This is a genomic window from Puia sp. P3, assembly GCF_050632245.1.
Classification (GTDB): Bacteria; Bacteroidota; Bacteroidia; order Chitinophagales; family Chitinophagaceae; genus Puia.
Genome location: NZ_CP192583.1, coordinates 1,890,738 through 1,906,332, shown reverse-complemented (window position 1 = coordinate 1,906,332; position 15,595 = coordinate 1,890,738). Strand labels below are relative to the sequence as shown.

The following is a 15,595-nucleotide window of genomic DNA, read 5'->3' as shown; positions in this document are numbered from 1 at the left end:
ATAAAGATATGGAAAATTTGAAGTAAGCCATAAATCATTGAAATTTAAAATAACTATAATACGACCAAATGACATTGTTAAATGATTATTAAACAATCCTTTATGCATTCTGCCGTTAACAACCCGTTTACAATTATTCGTAATTTTCCCAAAAAAATAGGCCCCTATTGAATTTTTCCTATTATTTATGTCATATAAAGCCATCTATTTTGAAAAAAATAACCTCCCGATATAATATCGGAAGGTTAAAAAATCCTCGTTTTTTTTGGCACGGCACCTGGAGAAGGCAAAAGAGCCTTCTATCCCTACCCCTGCGGGCCAAATCCCTTCCGGATATCGGGCATCGTATCCGGCATCCTGATCTTATACCGGGTCATCCCATTGAAATGATCTTCTTCCTTCAGGAACTCATGGTCCTTCTTACTGATCCAGTACCTCTCGGAATAGCCCTTTTCACTGTCCTCTGTATATAATACCCAGCAGTCCTCCTCCTGTCCGTCGATCAGCCTGATCCGCTCGCTGCCCGCGACGCTGTAGCGCACATATTTGGGTGTCCCGTACCCCGCATCATAGAAGTTGATCAGAAATGCCCTGCCCTCAGCCAGCGGCAAAGGCTCGAATGTCTCGATATCCAGATTCCAGTTGTAGTTGGGCTGGTCAAACGCAAGGCGGAAACCTTTCTGCGCATTGCCCTCCACGCTGTCGGCCCCCGAGATCCCATCCGCCTTCCAGTCATAGGCGTTCAGCCTACCCTTCACCAGCTCGCGGTGATACAACGGCGCAAAATCCCCGGCGTCATTGATAGAATAGACCCGCCTGTAACTGCCGCTATCTCCGCCATACCAGTGCTGGGTGATAACTACTACTTCCCTTCCTCCCTGGTTCTGTATAGAGACGTCCCGCAGCCAGTACCAGAAGGTCAGCTTCCGGTCATTCTTCGGGTCCTGATAGCATAACAAATATTGTCTTAGCCCCGTCCGCAGCGAGCGGCCGACCAGAGCTCCCTTGCCCGGACGAACGGTATCCGCCGCCTTTTGCGCGATCACCCTGCCCGTAAGCAGCAAAAATATCAGGATCAGAAACAGATAAAATAGACGCATAAAAAGAATTTATGCGGCAAATCTCTCCCCTCTCCGCAACCCCCAGAAATGCATTCAATCCCTGCGCCTTTTTATTTAGCCATCCCCCAAATCACCAACCATTGAAACAGGCCCCCGATCGCTGAAAAGATGTCTCTCCGGGCAAAAAACCGCCTAATTTTGCGCATGCGCATTTCTTTTCGCAACGCCACCCCGGTCCAGCTGCAGCTGCTCGTATGGGGTACCCTGTTCCTGCTGAACTTCCTCTCCTATCTCCCCATGGACGGAGTTGTTCAGGCGCTCACCTACAGCGCTATGAACAGTTTCTTTTATGCTATAATCATCTACGGCAATATCACCCTTCTTTTTCCAAGGCTCTACGAGCAAGGCCGGGTCACTGGCCTACACAGCCGGAGCCATCCTCATGCTGGTCGCGGTCAGCACCGGCCGCGCGATCCTCTCCATCTGGCTGTACAACCACTACTTTATGAAGGGGAAACCCGAATCCCTTACCGCGGAGACCTTCGTCTATTTTATCGCCACCGGCCTGGTTATCTACCTCCTCAGCTTCGTATTCCGGATCGCAATCGCGTATTTCAAGCTGAAGCGTCAGGCCGAACAGATGCTCGAACAAAAAAGCCAGGCCGAACTGAACCTGCTCAAGTCTCAGGTACAGCCTCACTTCCTTTTCAATACCCTCAACAATATATATTACGAGGCCTACCGGGAGGCGCCCCGGACAGCCCTCCTGATCGGCCGCCTTTCCGATATCATGCGCTATTTCGTGGACGAAAGCCCAAAGGAAAGGGTCGCTCTGTCGACGGAGATCAAATTCCTCGAGAACTATATCGCTCTCGAAGAGATTCGCATACGCCACGGCGTAAGAGTGGAGTTCGAAAAGAACTGCGAAGGCGACCCCTTCCTCCCGCCTATGCTGCTCATGACCTTCGTTGAGAATATTTTCAAACACGGAATCGACCGGGGCGCCGAAGGCAACCATATCCGCCTGTCACTGCAGACCTCGGACGGAAACCTGCTCTTCCTCACAGAGAACGTCCTGCCCAAAAACCCGCCTTTTTTCGGCAAGGAAGGGTCCGGATTGAAAAACCTTCAAAAACGGCTAAATTTACTGTACGGAAGCCTTTTTGAGCTGGACGTCACCAGCACAGACACCTGTTTTAAGGCCCGTCTAAAAATTCCGCTCGTATGACCCTAAGCTGCATCATCGTCGACGACGAACCCAACGCAGTAAGCCTGCTGGAAATGTTAATTCAGCAAAATACTAACTGGGATATCAAAGCCAAATGCTATGATGCCCGGGAAGCCCTCGCCTGGCTCAAGACGAGTAAGGTCGATCTTGACCTCATCTTTCTCGACATCAACATGCCCCGGCTGACCGGTATGGAAATGGCAGCCCTCCTCCCGTCGTCGACCCATATCGTCTTTACGACCGCCTATTCGGAGTACGCCGCCGAAAGCTACTCCTTCCCGACAATCGACTACCTCCTGAAGCCGATCACGCTGAAACGCTTTTACACCGCCATGCAGAAGATCGAAGCCTTCTTCGCCAAGGCCAGCGCCGCCGAACCTACCCCTGCACCCTTAAAAGAGGAAGAATATTTCTTCGTCAAATCCGGCCGGGTGCTCCAAAAGGTGTTGTTAAAGGACATCCTCTATATCGAAGGCGAAAAAGAATACGCCCGTATTGTCACCCCGGACCAGCGCCTGCTCATCTACCGGAGGCTAAAAGACATCGAAGACCAGCTGTCCGCCTCCTTCGCCCGCATACACAACTCCTATATTGTCAATTTATCCAGGCTGGATGCGATAAAAGACAATCACGTCCACATCGGGACCATACAAATACCCATCAGCGAGAAGTTCCGCGAGGCCTTTATGAACCGGATAAAACAGCGGGTATTTTAACGGGCCACGGCCAGGGAATTTAACCCCCTTTTGTGCAATTTTTTCGGGTATTTACCGATATTACATCATGCGCAAAGTCATCCGTATTTTCTGGGCCCTCTTCTTTGTCGGCCTGGTCGGCCTTATCACACTGATCACCTGCATCGCTACGGGCGTATTCGGCAAACTGCCGTCTTTGCACGAACTCGAAAATCCATCCCTCACCCTCGCCTCGGAAGTCTACGCCGACGACGGCAGCTCGATGGGAAAATACTATACGGCAAGAGGTAACCGCGTCCACGTCGACTATAAAGATATTTCTCCCAACGTCGTCCATGCCCTCGTCTCCACCGAGGACGAACATTTTTACGAACACTCGGGCATCGACGGCAAAGCCGTGCTCCGGGCGGTTATCAAACTGGGCAGGGACGGAGGCGGAAGCACCATCACCCAGCAGCTCGCGCTGAATATGTTCAACGGCGAGCGTTCCCGCAATAAGATCGGCCGCGTCATCCAGAAACTGAAGGAATGGATCATCGCCATCCAGCTGGAACGCAATTTCACCAAGGAAGAGATCCTCGCACTCTACCTGAACGACGTCTCCTTCAGCGACAACGTATACGGGATACGCGGCGCAGCCCGCACCTTCTTCCAGAAAGAACCCGCCGACCTCAGCGTCGACGAAGCCGCCGTGCTGGTAGGCATGGTCAACAACCCCAGCCTGTTCAACCCGCGTACCAACCCCAGGGCCGCGACCGAAAGACGCAACGTCGTCCTCAACCGCCTCGCGTCCCATAATTTCATCAGCGAAGCGGAAGCCACCGCCCTCAAGGCAAAGCCCATTGATATACGCCACTACCGCAAGCTGGACGAGAACAACGGCGTAGCGCCCTATCTCCGCGATATCCTGCGCGGCGACCTGAAGAAATGGTGTAAAGAGCATACCAACCCGGCCACCGGCCAGCCTCTATAACCTCTATCAGGACGGCCTGAAGATCTATACCACCATCGATCCGCGCATGCAGCAGTACGCCGACCAGGCCATTGCCCGTCAGATGCCGGTCCTCCAGCGCCAGCTGGACTCCCGTACGGCCATCAAAAAGGCGAAGTATGGCAGGACCACGCCAATATACTGGAAGCCGCCATGCGCGGCAGCGAACGCTGGCGCACCAGCGAAGACGCCGGGATGACCGAAGCGGCTATCCGCGCCAGCTTTAACTCGCCGGTAAAGATGAAGGTCTTCGCCTGGACCCCGACCCACGAAAAAGATACCGTTATGACGCCGCTGGACTCCTATCAAATACCACCGGCAAATGCTCCAGACGGGCTTTATGGTCATGGACCCCTTGACCGGAGAAATAAAGGCCTGGGTCGGCGGCATCGACTTCAGGACCTATAAGTTCGACCATGTCAACCTCTCGACCAAACGCCAGGTCGGCAGCTCCATCAAACCCTTTCTGTACAGCCTTGCCATCGAAGACTTCAACTTCACACCCGAGACAGAATGCGAGGCCGTCCAGCAGTTCTTCCCGGAATACAACGCCTACGTACCTGCAAAAGCAAGACCCAACGTCAGCGGCACCCGCACTATGGCTACCGGTCTTACATGGTCGATCAACGAAGCTGGCGGCGTATATCATGAAATCATTCGGCCCCAAAGGCCCCGATCGCTTCGCCGAGTTCCTGAAGCAGATCAATATACCTACCGCGGTACAGCCCTATCCCTCCCTCGCGCTCGGCGCCTGTGAGCTGTCACTCTACGAGATGATGAGCGGCTATACCATGTTCCCTTCCGGCGGGCTCAATGTCGAACCCTACTATATCGCCCGTATAGAAGACAAACACGGCAACCTCCTGGCCGACTTTACCTCGAAACAAAAAGAGGTACTCAACCAGGTGACCGCCTATACCATGACCCGGATGATGCAGGGACCCGTCGACTTCGGTACCGCAAAAGGCCTGCGCGAACGCCTCGGCCTCGCCGAAATGGGTGGCAAGACCGGCACCACCAACGACAACTCCGACGCCTGGTTTATCGGATATACCCCCCAACTGCTCGCGGGTGTGTGGGTAGGCTGCGACGACCGCTTTATTCATATGGGCGCCGGCGTCGGCGACGGCGGACAGGCCGCCCGTCCTATCTGGGAATACTTCATGCAGAGCGCCCTCGCCGATAAATCGCTCGGGCTCAACCGCAACGCCCGCTTCGCCAAACCCGACAGCATTCCTCCCTCCAGCCTCTACGCCGGAGGCGACGGGATCATCGAGAAAACGCCTCCCCCCGGAGCCGAAGGCGTCGACCAGGGCAATGGCAACGCCAGCCAGTACATCATCGATACCACCGCAAAGACCCGGTCCGGTCAGTACTGATCCAACATCTGGACGGATTTCCCATTGAGAGACGAATTCCCTTCCTCGAATGGCCGAAACACATTATCAATCAACAGGTTACAGTTTGGCACTTCTCTGGTAATACGCAGGACTGCCTATTAAACTGTAACAAATGAACCCTATTTTCGTATCCTTTGTAAAACGACACGTCGCCGCGATTTTTATCCTCCTGACCCTCTCCACCCATCGGACAATGGCCCAGGCCTGCGCAACCTCCCAGGGAAACCAGAATGCCTACGGAACAAATAATGTCTGGATCGGCTATGCCTACAAAGGCTCAGCATTCAACTACTATCAGGGATATGTCAACGAAGGCTCCGCCTCCAGCCCCAATTTCGACGAAAGCTTTGGCGGCGACCAGGTCAACTACCCTACCAACGGCTGCAGCGTTTACACCGAACAGTTCAGCATGCGCTACAAATTGACCCAGTCTCTCAACGGGAGCTATACCATCACCGTAGGCGGCGATGACGGATACCGCCTCAGCCTCGACGGCGGGTCCACCCGGGCGATCAACAATTGGGGCGACCATGGGTATGCCACCACCAGCATCACCGTCTCGCTCAGCGGCGCGACCAACCTCGTCCTCGAATACTACGAGAACGGCGGCGGCAACCGGGTCAGTTTCAACCTGGTCTTCAACTGCGCGGGCAGCGGAACGCCGACCGCCTATGGCTCCAACAACGTCTGGCAGGGACACCTCTACCAGGGCGTCAACTTCGATACCTATAAAGGCGACGTTACGGAAGGTGCGACCAACAACCCCACATTCGACGAGAGCTTTGGCACGAGTAACGGCAACTACTACACGAATAGCTGCTATGTAGCGACCGAACAGTTCAGCGCCCGCTATATGCTGCAGCAAAACCTGCCCTATGGGAATTATATCATCACCGTCGGAGGAGACGACGGTTACCGGTTCAGCCTCGACGGCGGCTCTACCTGGGTCATCAACAACTGGGCAGACCACGCCTATACGACGTCTACCTATACGGCCACACTCAGCGGAACCAAAAATATGGTCCTCGAATACTATGAGAATGGCGGTGCTAACCGCGTGACCTTCGCCATGTCCTCTACGCTTCTGCCGGTGACCCTTACCAGATGGACCGCTACGGCAGCCACGGAAGACCAAACCCTCCTGAAATGGGCAGCCACCAACGCCGTAGACTTCGACCACTATATCATTCAGCGAAGCACGGACGGACAGAACTACCAGGACATCCGCACAGTCCCCGCCAGTACGATACAGGACTATTCCTATACCGACGTCTTCCCCTATAACGGAATGGTTTATTATCGTCTTGAAATGGTCGACATCGACGGCAGGACCAACTACTCCGGCGTCGCCACCCTTCTCAGACACAGCACCACGCCGACCCGCATCTACCCGACGATAATAGAGAACAGCAGCGTCTTTGTCGAGACGTCGAAAACGATCCGCCAGGCGCGTCTGGAAGTATTTGACATGAATGGTCGCCGCCTCCAGGAGAAGGACTGGCCTGCGCTGGAAGGCCGTCAGCAGATGGCCCTCACAGCCCTGCCCGCTGGCGCCTACCTTGTACGACTGTCGGATTTCCAGACCACGCTCGCCAAACAGATCATCCTCGTCCGCTAGAAATCATTCGAGTCACACGCTAGAAATCATTTGCGTTGAACGGCGTGTTCGGTTGAAACTGGTCAAAATCATCGAAGGTCGCATTACTGCCGCTGAAGCCGGACCCCACAAAACTCAAACCCCCGAGGGTAAAAGACACAGCTCCCGTGCGCGGCGACCGGGGATAAGCCGTACGCCTGCTCCACCGGTCACCGGCAAAATCATAGCTCCATGTGGACGTCTGCATCGTCCCATTGCTGCCGGTCGTCAGAAATGCCTTGTCACCGTTGATGAATGCCGTACCCAGTTCGCGCTGTATATCCGTATAGTCGTCGTCCCATGTCGCCGGATCCGTATTCGTAATATTGGCCAGCGCGTGCCAGGGCGCCGCCTGCGAAGGATCGAAAGACCACATATCCCTCACCATCGCCCCATTGTTCGACCCCGTCACGATATAGGCCTTGTCTTTGTATACAAGCGCGACCGCCCCACGCCGCTTGGAGAAATTTCCCGAAGTCCCCGGCGCCAGCGTCCAGGTATCCGCGGCGGGATCGTATGCATAAAAATCGTTGCGGCTATAGGCGTTGTAGCCCGTTCCGATATAGCCCTTCCCCTGCAGCCCAAAGCCCACCGCGTCATAGCGGGGATCATGAAAATCGGCCTTGCGCGTCCACCGATGCGCCGCCGGGTCATAACAATAAAAGTCCTGAAAGACCCTGAACCCGTCCCAGCCAATACCGACATAACCATTGTTGCCGATCGCGAATGCAGCCGCATTGCTGCGCGGCTCACCGGGAAAATCCTCCACCTGCGTCCACCCCGTCTCGACGGTGAATGCCCAGAAATCCCTTAGCCTGCCCGGCTGGGTGAGCGACTCGTTATAGCCCAGTCCCACATAGGCCGTATTGCCGATGACAAAACAGGCCGCACTGCTCCGCGGAGCATTCCCGATCGCCGCAGCCTGCACCCAGTTGCCTAGCGGGTGTTCGGCAAACCTGTACGGTTGCACGAAAAAGAAAGAATAAGGGGCGTAGCTAACAATAACGGGGTCAGTTTCATATTGTTGGTTTTAAATTCACTTATACATAAACGTTAGTTTACATGCCGCCGCCATGCAGCCGGCAAAGACCGCCGAAAAAGGCAAAAAAATATACTATCCGATGGGAGACTTATCTAAGAGTAACCGACGTTAAATAGTGATGCACGGCAACTTGTTAAACTTTCCTTTAAGAAATGTTAACAAACCGCTGGCAAACATCCTGCAAGAAATGGCAGGGTGTTTGTATTGTCAGGAATTGTCTCTTTGTTTCAAAATTTCCACGGTACAATGCGCAGAATAAAAACAGCTTTGGTGTGTTTGGCTCTATTGTCTGCCACCGCATCCTTTAACATTCCGGACTCGTCCGGCAGAACAGCTTCCGCAAACCCGCCGGGCGACAACGCTCCATCCCGGCCTTTTCCCCAGCACGTCCCCTATCGTCCCGGGACCATTCTGCCCGACCATATCAGCCAGGAGACGATGGATGACAGCGTCCGCTCGTTCTACCGCCAATGGAAACAACACTATATCCGCTATAGCTGTGCCCCCAACGAAGCCTATGTCTGGTTCGAAGGCACCAGAGGCACCAATATCTGCGTCTCCGAAGGCCAGGGATATGGAATGATGGTCGTTGCCCTCATGGCCGGCTACGACCCCGGCGCCCAGGCCACCTATGACGCGCTCTTTAATTTCTATAAATCGCACCCCGCGACGACCAGCGCACACCTCATGGCCTGGACACAAACAAAAGACTGTCAAAGCCTCGACGGCGGGACCGCAACCGACGGCGACATGGACATCGCCTACTCCCTCCTGCTCGCCGACGCACAGTGGGGAACACATACCACGATTCCCTATCGCGAGGAAGCGCTGGAAATGATCAACGCCATCCGCCACCAGGAAGTCAATCCCGATACCTATATCGTCATGGAAAGCAACGGCTGGAGCAAACGCAGCAAAGACTATTTCGACATGCGCTCCTCCGACTTTATGCCCGACCACCTGCGGGCCTTCCGCAAAGCATCGGGCGATGCATTCTGGGATACCGCCATCGCCAATAACTATAAGGTCTTCCGTTACCTCCAGGATACCTATAGCCCCGAAGCCGGACTGGTTCCCGACTTCATCAAAGCGATCCATATCACTCCTCCCCCGCCCAACGTATTTATCACGGGCACCGGCGGCCAGCCGCCTGTTGGACAGGGCGCCGCCATGTCCGGCGATAGCCGCGGCGACGGAGACCTGCCCGACACCAGCGCCGTCGAAAAGATCTCTGCCATCCCCGCCCAGCCGCACTATCTGGAGTCGCAGTATGACGGCCTGTACAACTTCAACGCCTGCCGCGTGCCCTGGCGCATCGCCACCGACTTCCTCCTCTCCGGCGACCCGCAGGCCGCCGCCTTCCTTTCCCGCCTCAATCCCTGGATCCGCACCACCACCCAGGGCAAACCCAACAATATCTCCGCGGGTTACAATTTGTCCGGCGAAGACCTCCCCCACCGCTATTTTGAAGCCCTCTGCTTCATCTGCCCCTTCGCCGTCGCAGCCACTTGCCAGCCAGGAGAATCAGCAATGGCTGAACAAACTCTGGGACTATATCGTCCAGTTCAAACGAAAAGACTTCGACTACTACGACAATAGCATTAAAATGATCAATCTGATCATACTTTCAGGTAACTATTGGGCTCCATAAAAAAGGCCCCGAACGGGGCCTTTTTATTTTATCGGGGAACCATTTCGACGCTCTTCGCTCGCTACTTTCACCAACTGATCGCCCGGTTTCAAATTCCCATAGACTTCCATCTTACCGCCTTCCGAGCGACCCGTTTTCACGTCCAGCCACTCCGCCTTATGTTCGCTGTCTACCCGGATCACAAAGACCCTTTCGGTCGAATTGACGACCGCCGTGACAGGCACCGAGGAACGTACTGTCCTGCGACGGCATCGGAAGACTGACCTCCGCAACCATTCCCGGCAACAGCTTTCGGCTGTCATTATATACGTCCATCTCTGTACGTTCAGACCGGAGCCGGCTGTCCAGCGCACCCGCCAGACGATTGACCTTCGCCGTGAACACCTGACTGGGCAACGCCTTCACGGTGAACCTGACCTGGTCCTTCTGCGACAAAAACCCCGTATACGCCTCGGGAACACTAACGACCAGCCTCAGATGCTTTTGCTCCTGCAGCGTGAACATCGGCAGCTCAGATCCCTTCCCAGACGGACCGACATAAGCTCCCGGATTGACGTTTCTACTGCTGATGATGCCGCTGAATGGAGCCCGCACTTCCAGGTACTTCAGCGTCTCGGCTACCTCGCTGTAGGCAGCTTTCGCCGCATCCCACTGCGCCATGTCGGACTTCTGGCGCGCATCCGCCTGGTCGATATCGTTCTGAGAGATGGTTCCCGGCGTCTTGCTGGTTTCCACCAGTCTGTCATAATTGGCCTTGCTGGCAATATATAGTGCTTCCTGCGATTTCACGCGGGACTGGGCGCTCGCCAGCTGCGAAGCCAGTTCGGGCGCTTCCATGGTCACGAGCAGCTGCCCCTCCTTTACTTCAGAACCGACGTCGACGTATAGCTTTTTGACAAACGAACTGACCTTGGCATAAAGGTCTACCTGCTGAAAAGCGATCAGCTCTCCCGGTGTATAAAGATTGGTGGACAGCCGGCCCCTCTGCAGCGCAAAAGTCGCCACAGCAGCCGCACTATCGCTATGGGCAGCCTCGGCCTTTCCCGGATTGCGCTCTTCGCCGTCCGAGGACGAACAGCTGCTGAATAAGCCTGCAGTCAGTAAGACACCGGCCGCAGCTAAGACTAATTTATTTCTCATTTTGTTCATATAATGACGGTATATAATGTTTACTTTCTTTATCGGCAGGATCCATCGAGACGGAAACGGTGCCGGTCTTTCTCTGTACCCATGCAAAGATCAGCGGCAGCAAAAACAACGCGGCAAAAGTGGAGGCAATCAGACCGCCTATAACGGCACGCCCCAGGGGTGCCGCCTGGTCGCCACCTTCGCCAAGTCCCGACGCCATGGGGATCATACCCACGACCATCGCGACGCTGGTCATCAGAATGGGACGCAGACGAACCGCGGCAGCCTCACGCGCCGCGGCAAGCGCATCGCCGGAATGTTTTCGCAGGTCTTCGGCATTGGTGACCAGCAGCACCGAGTTCGAGATCGACACACCCACCGACATGATCATACCCATGTACGACTGGAGGTTGAGCGTAGACCCCGTAAGCATCAGCAGGGCCAGCGAACCCAGCAGAACGGCGGGTACGGTACACAAAGTTACGAGCGATACCTTGAAGGACTGGAAATTGGCCGCCAACATGAGGAAGATGACCACGATCGCCGTGAGCAGACCGGTCTGCAGGCTGTCCAGCGTATCTGTCAATACTTCGGTAAGCCCCTTCATCTCGATGCTCAGTCCCCGCGGCGGCTTGCCCAGCGAAGCAAGGGCCTTTTTCACATCGACCGAAGCCCTGCCAAGGTCAATTTTATTAAGGCTCGCGGTGACCGACAGCAGCGGATTGGCACCGATATCATCGATCTCTCCATAGACGGAATCGACCTTCAGGGTTGCCACCTCGTTCAGCAACGGATGCGGTGCATTGGGCTGCACCGGGACCTCACCGATCTCATGTACGCTGCTCATCTTATTTTCGGGTACCTGTACCTGTACGGAATAGGACTGGTTGATCCGCTCGTCGAGCCAGACGTTCTTCTCCGTAAAACGCGATGAAGAGGTGGCCGCGATCAGCGACCGGCCGACCGTAGCGGCATTCGTGCCCAACTGCGCCGCCCTGATCCTGTCGATATCGATATCGATTGCCGGATACCGGATAGACTGCGCGATCTGGATGTCCCGCAGATAAGGTATCTCCTTTAGCTTGTCTATGACCTTCCGGGCGTAAACTTCATTCAACTTCTTATTCTTACCTGACACCCTTATCTCGATCGGCGTCGGCGAGCCCTGGCTGAGGATCTTGTCGGTCAGCTCTATCGGCTCGAAAGAAGGCGTGAACTCAGGAACATCCTCCGCGAGCTTTTTCCGAAAACGCTCCTTCAGATCATCCATATTCACTTTAAAGTCTTCCTTCAGGCCCACCTGCAATACGGCCTCCTGCGGACCAGCCATGAACAGGTAGATCGGGCTCGTGGAGAACTGACCCGCGTGCATGCCCACCACAGCCGAAGTAATGTCTACATTATTAGGTCCTACCAGCGTGTCCAGCATCCGCAGGGTCTTCAGCATATATTCTTCCGTCCTTTCGATACGCGTACCATCCGGGGCACGCAGCCGCACGCGGAACTGGCCGGTGTTGGACTTGGGCAATACGTCTCGGCCAATGCTGTTGATCAGCAGATAAGCCCCGCCAAGACCCAGTAGGATATAGGCGATCGCGACGGGCGTACGCCAGGGCATTATCCGGTCGATAAATCGAATGAACCGGTTTCTGAATTTGTCGAATCCCGTCAGCTTCCCGTCCTTACCGGAGCCGTGGGTCAACGATTTGTGTTTTTCTTCTGCCGCATCATTTTCGTCGGCAGCCGTAAGTCCCGAAGCACGGAACTCTTCCTCGTCCGAAGCATATTGTCCCTTCTTATGATGCCCCTTCATGAGATAGTTCGCCATGACCGGTACAAAAGTCTGCGCCATCAGATAGGACGTGATCATCGAGAAACCGATAGCCAGGGCCAGCGGCAGGAACAGCGAGCCTGGTATGCCGTTCATCGTGAAGGCCGGCGCAAATACCGCCAGGATACACATCAGGATCAGCAGCTTCGAGAACGCTATCTCCCGACAAGCATCCCAGATAGCGAGCGATTTCGGCTTGCCCATCGCCAGATGCTGGTGAATATTTTCAATGGTCACGGTCGACTCGTCCACCAATATCCCGATAGCCAGCGAGAGGCCGCTCAGCGTCATGATATTGATCGTCTGATGGAATAAATTAAGGAAGAGTACACCGGAGATAACGCAGATGGGTATGGTCAGGATCACGATCGTCGCGCCCCGTGGGTCGCCAAGGAACAGCAACACCATCAACCCCGTCAGTATGGCTCCTATAGCGCCCTCCGTAAGCAGGTTCTTCACCGCATTGATCACATACACCGACTGGTCGAATACATAGCTGAGCTTGACGTCCTCCGGCAGCTGGGACTGGAACCTCGGCAACGCCTTTTTCAACCCCTGCACCACCTCCCAGGTAGAGGCCGCTGCCGACTTGGTGACGGGAAGATAGATAGACCGCTTCCCATTGATGAGCGCGTAGCCCGCCGTTACGTCCGCCCCGTCCTCCACGGTCGCGACATCCTTCAGGTAGAGGTTCTGGACGCCGTTGGCGTAAATGGGGATATTGCCAAAATCTTTGATCTCTTTGATAGTAGTATTGGTAGGCGTAAAATAGTTGTAGTCGCCGATACGCACGACACCCGACGGAGTAGCCTGGTTATTGATCCGCAGCGCTTCCACCAGCTGGTCCGGCGTGAGATTGTGGCTGCGCAGCAGCTCCGGATCAGCCTTGATCACGACGGTACGTACGTTTCCGCCGAAAGGGGCGGGAGAAACAAGCCCCGGGACGGTACTGAACTGCGCCCGTACATATATATTGGCCAGATCGAGCAACTCGTTGTTGGTCCTTTTGGGGCTGCTTAGCACCAGCTGACCTACCGGCAGCGTCGAGGCGTCAAAACGCAGGATAAAGGGCGGCTGCGACCCGGGTGGGAAGCTGGCCTGTGCCCGGATCGTATAAGAGGCTACCTCCGAAGCCGCCTGCGCCATGTTCGTATTTTCATAAAAGGTCAGCTTGAGCAGGGTCAACCCATAGATATTGCGGGACTCGATACTTTTGACGCCACCGACGTATAACAGCAGGTTCACATACTGTTTCCCGAAATAGGTCTCCATCTGGTCGGGAGTGAAACCGCCATAAGGATGGGAAATATAGATCACCGGCAGGTTCATGTCCGGGAATATATCGATCTTGATCGAGCGGACCGCGGCGATACCAAAGAACAGCAGGCCGGCTACCAGCACCAGGATAGTAATAGGTTTTCTAAGCGCGTTTCTGATTAATCCCATTGTCTTGTTTAGAATTCGTTATAGAACAAGTTAAAATCGCCGCTGGAGGCCGACTTGAACAACAAGGCCTGCCATACATTATTGAAGGCGATATCCCGCTGCGTCTCCGCCTGGTTGAGAACGAGTGCCGCCGTCGTGACGTCGACGATCGTCGCCAGACCGTTCTTATACAGCGTCGTCTTCTGCAGATAGGCGTCGCTGGCAGCCTTCACCTGTATCGGAGCCTCGTGAAAATTGTCTACCGCGTTCCTGATCCTCGTCTCGGACAGGACCATCTGCGCTTTCAGCTGCTGGTTGATCAGACCGTATTCTTCCTTCAGCCCCTCCGAAGTCCATTTCTGGGCCGCCACCTGCTCGTGTATCCGCACCGGAGTGGTCAGATTCCAGGTGACACCGACCCCTACAACATAATTCGCCACGCCAAAGCTGATACCTTTCAGGTAGTCGCTCGTATAGGCGCTCTGATTCGCCGCATAGCCCGAACCGAATCCGCTGCCCCTGTCCTGAAATACCCCGAAAAGAGAAAAGGTCGGATAGTTGAACTTTCTGAGATATTTTGCCTGTTCGTCGCTGACGCTGATCCGCTCGCGGAAATACTTCAGCAGCGGATGCTGCTCGAAAGGCTGCGCAGGAGCCGCGCCGAGCGCACCGGGTAACTTCGAGACAAAAAGACTGTCCAGGGAAAAATTATTGCTGTCGGGAGCAGCCACCTGCATCAGCTGCGCCAGCTGATTCGCCTGCTCCTGCTGAAACTCGATGGCATTGGTCAGCGCGATGCGCGCATTCGAGACCTCGGCATTTGCCAGAGAGGAGTCTACTCCGGGGTTGAGACCCGACTTGGCCCTGGCCGTGACCACCGTCTGAAAAGAGACGGCCCTGTCCAGGTTCTTGTGCTGGGAAACGACCAGCTCCTGGGCCGCCAGCAGGTTGAGATAGGCAGCCGAGACCTTCACGCTTTGCTGAAACCGCTCCTGATCCAGATCGGCCTGGTCCCTGCCCAGCACGGTCTGCGCAACTTTTGTCTTTTCCTTCGCCCGGCCGAACTGGAAAAAATCCCAGTTGATATTCGTCAGATAGAGCGCGCCAAAAGCCGCATTCCAGTTCTGGGTGCCAAGCACCGGACCCGAAGACGATACGCCGGGGATTTTATAAGCCGCCAGCGGACCAAAATTGCTGTTGATCGTACCATAGTCCTGCTGCGCCGCAAAATTGATATCCGGAAGATATTCCCGCTTCGTTGCCTTTACGGTCGCCTGGGAGGCTTTGACATAGTTGGCCCTGGCCCGGATACTACCATAATTGGTCATCGCGGTCTGAACCGCCTGTTTTAGTGTCAGTACCTGTGCACTGACGCCACCGGTCAATAAGCTAAAGAGCAGTAATTGCACTATTTTTTTCATTCTTCTTTAATCAAAATTTAATGTCCGGCAAGACAAGCGGAGAGAGTCGGGAGCCCCGTGTAATTCAGTGTAAAGGGAGCGAAAGA

Annotated in this window: 14 protein-coding genes; 8 read left to right on the top strand and 6 right to left on the bottom strand. The window is 54.9% G+C overall.

Features of this window, described 5'->3' with window-relative positions:
• Positions 1-305: 305 nt before the first annotated feature.
• Together ACQ86N_RS11535 and ACQ86N_RS11530 are read right to left on the bottom strand one after the other, a co-directional pair.
• The gene (locus tag ACQ86N_RS11535; RefSeq protein ID WP_431215281.1) at positions 306-1,100 is read right to left on the bottom strand and encodes a hypothetical protein; all 795 of its coding nucleotides are present in this window, start codon (positions 1,098-1,100) and stop codon (positions 306-308) included.
• Positions 1,101-1,253: 153 nt separating this feature from the next.
• The gene (locus tag ACQ86N_RS11530; protein WP_431215280.1) at positions 1,254-1,466 is read right to left on the bottom strand and encodes a hypothetical protein; all 213 of its coding nucleotides are present in this window, start codon (positions 1,464-1,466) and stop codon (positions 1,254-1,256) included.
• Between the two features lie 37 nt (positions 1,467-1,503).
• On the opposite strand from ACQ86N_RS11530, the gene ACQ86N_RS11525 reads away from it, so the two are divergent.
• From ACQ86N_RS11525 to ACQ86N_RS11495, 7 genes are all read left to right on the top strand, one after another.
• Positions 1,504-2,289, top strand: coding sequence for a sensor histidine kinase (locus ACQ86N_RS11525; RefSeq protein WP_431215279.1), 786 nt, complete (start codon positions 1,504-1,506; stop codon positions 2,287-2,289).
• Positions 2,286-3,005, top strand: a complete 720-nt coding sequence (locus ACQ86N_RS11520) for a LytR/AlgR family response regulator transcription factor (protein WP_431215278.1) — start codon at positions 2,286-2,288, stop codon at positions 3,003-3,005. The genes ACQ86N_RS11525 and ACQ86N_RS11520 overlap by 4 nt, the downstream gene beginning before the upstream one ends.
• 67 nt (positions 3,006-3,072) lie before the next feature.
• Positions 3,073-3,957, top strand: a complete 885-nt coding sequence (locus ACQ86N_RS11515) for a transglycosylase domain-containing protein (RefSeq protein WP_431215277.1) — start codon at positions 3,073-3,075, stop codon at positions 3,955-3,957.
• Between the two features lie 46 nt (positions 3,958-4,003).
• On the top strand, positions 4,004-4,174 hold the full coding sequence (locus ACQ86N_RS11510) for a hypothetical protein (protein ID WP_431215276.1): 171 nt from the start codon (positions 4,004-4,006) through the stop codon (positions 4,172-4,174).
• A gap of 123 nt (positions 4,175-4,297) precedes the next feature.
• On the top strand, positions 4,298-4,732 hold the full coding sequence (locus ACQ86N_RS11505; protein WP_431215275.1) for a hypothetical protein: 435 nt from the start codon (positions 4,298-4,300) through the stop codon (positions 4,730-4,732).
• Positions 4,623-5,354 (top strand): penicillin-binding transpeptidase domain-containing protein, encoded by a 732-nt coding sequence (locus ACQ86N_RS11500; protein ID WP_431215274.1) that lies wholly within the window; start codon positions 4,623-4,625, stop codon positions 5,352-5,354. Before ACQ86N_RS11505 ends, ACQ86N_RS11500 begins: the two co-directional genes overlap by 110 nt.
• 133 nt (positions 5,355-5,487) lie before the next feature.
• Positions 5,488-6,993: a T9SS type A sorting domain-containing protein gene (locus tag ACQ86N_RS11495; protein WP_431215273.1), complete on the top strand. Its 1,506-nt coding sequence runs from the start codon at positions 5,488-5,490 to the stop codon at positions 6,991-6,993.
• A gap of 19 nt (positions 6,994-7,012) precedes the next feature.
• Here the strand turns inward: ACQ86N_RS11495 and ACQ86N_RS11490 are convergent, their stop codons facing one another.
• Positions 7,013-7,981, bottom strand: coding sequence for a Kelch repeat-containing protein (locus ACQ86N_RS11490; protein ID WP_431215272.1), 969 nt, complete (start codon positions 7,979-7,981; stop codon positions 7,013-7,015).
• Between the two features lie 348 nt (positions 7,982-8,329).
• On the opposite strand from ACQ86N_RS11490, the gene ACQ86N_RS11485 reads away from it, so the two are divergent.
• The gene (locus ACQ86N_RS11485) at positions 8,330-9,652 is read left to right on the top strand and encodes a glycosyl hydrolase family 8 (RefSeq protein WP_431215271.1); all 1,323 of its coding nucleotides are present in this window, start codon (positions 8,330-8,332) and stop codon (positions 9,650-9,652) included.
• Between the two features lie 208 nt (positions 9,653-9,860).
• On the opposite strand, the gene ACQ86N_RS11480 is transcribed toward ACQ86N_RS11485, so the two are convergent.
• The 3 genes from ACQ86N_RS11480 to ACQ86N_RS11470 are packed head-to-tail and all read right to left on the bottom strand — an operon-like array spanning position 9,861 to position 15,509.
• Entirely contained in the window at positions 9,861-10,844 is a 984-nt protein-coding gene (locus ACQ86N_RS11480; protein ID WP_431215270.1) for an efflux RND transporter periplasmic adaptor subunit, read from the bottom strand.
• A complete protein-coding gene (locus ACQ86N_RS11475; protein WP_431215269.1) occupies positions 10,834-14,109 on the bottom strand; it encodes an efflux RND transporter permease subunit in 3,276 nt (1,091 codons plus the stop codon). Before ACQ86N_RS11475 ends, ACQ86N_RS11480 begins: the two co-directional genes overlap by 11 nt.
• A gap of 8 nt (positions 14,110-14,117) precedes the next feature.
• Positions 14,118-15,509: a TolC family protein gene (locus tag ACQ86N_RS11470; protein ID WP_431215268.1), complete on the bottom strand. Its 1,392-nt coding sequence runs from the start codon at positions 15,507-15,509 to the stop codon at positions 14,118-14,120.
• Positions 15,510-15,595: the final 86 nt, after the last annotated feature.

Coding starts and splice junctions, on each gene's coding strand:
- ACQ86N_RS11475 (WP_431215269.1), bottom strand. CDS start 14,109: ATGGGATTAATCAGAAACGCGCTTAGAAAACCTATTACTATCCTGGTG.
- ACQ86N_RS11500 (WP_431215274.1), top strand. CDS start 4,623: ATGAAATCATTCGGCCCCAAAGGCCCCGATCGCTTCGCCGAGTTCCTG.
- ACQ86N_RS11515 (WP_431215277.1), top strand. CDS start 3,073: ATGCGCAAAGTCATCCGTATTTTCTGGGCCCTCTTCTTTGTCGGCCTG.
- ACQ86N_RS11510 (WP_431215276.1), top strand. CDS start 4,004: ATGCAGCAGTACGCCGACCAGGCCATTGCCCGTCAGATGCCGGTCCTC.
- ACQ86N_RS11470 (WP_431215268.1), bottom strand. CDS start 15,509: ATGAAAAAAATAGTGCAATTACTGCTCTTTAGCTTATTGACCGGTGGC.
- ACQ86N_RS11495 (WP_431215273.1), top strand. CDS start 5,488: ATGAACCCTATTTTCGTATCCTTTGTAAAACGACACGTCGCCGCGATT.
- ACQ86N_RS11535 (WP_431215281.1), bottom strand. CDS start 1,100: ATGCGTCTATTTTATCTGTTTCTGATCCTGATATTTTTGCTGCTTACG.
- ACQ86N_RS11505 (WP_431215275.1), top strand. CDS start 4,298: ATGCTCCAGACGGGCTTTATGGTCATGGACCCCTTGACCGGAGAAATA.
- ACQ86N_RS11480 (WP_431215270.1), bottom strand. CDS start 10,844: ATGAGAAATAAATTAGTCTTAGCTGCGGCCGGTGTCTTACTGACTGCA.
- ACQ86N_RS11525 (WP_431215279.1), top strand. CDS start 1,504: ATGCTGGTCGCGGTCAGCACCGGCCGCGCGATCCTCTCCATCTGGCTG.
- ACQ86N_RS11520 (WP_431215278.1), top strand. CDS start 2,286: ATGACCCTAAGCTGCATCATCGTCGACGACGAACCCAACGCAGTAAGC.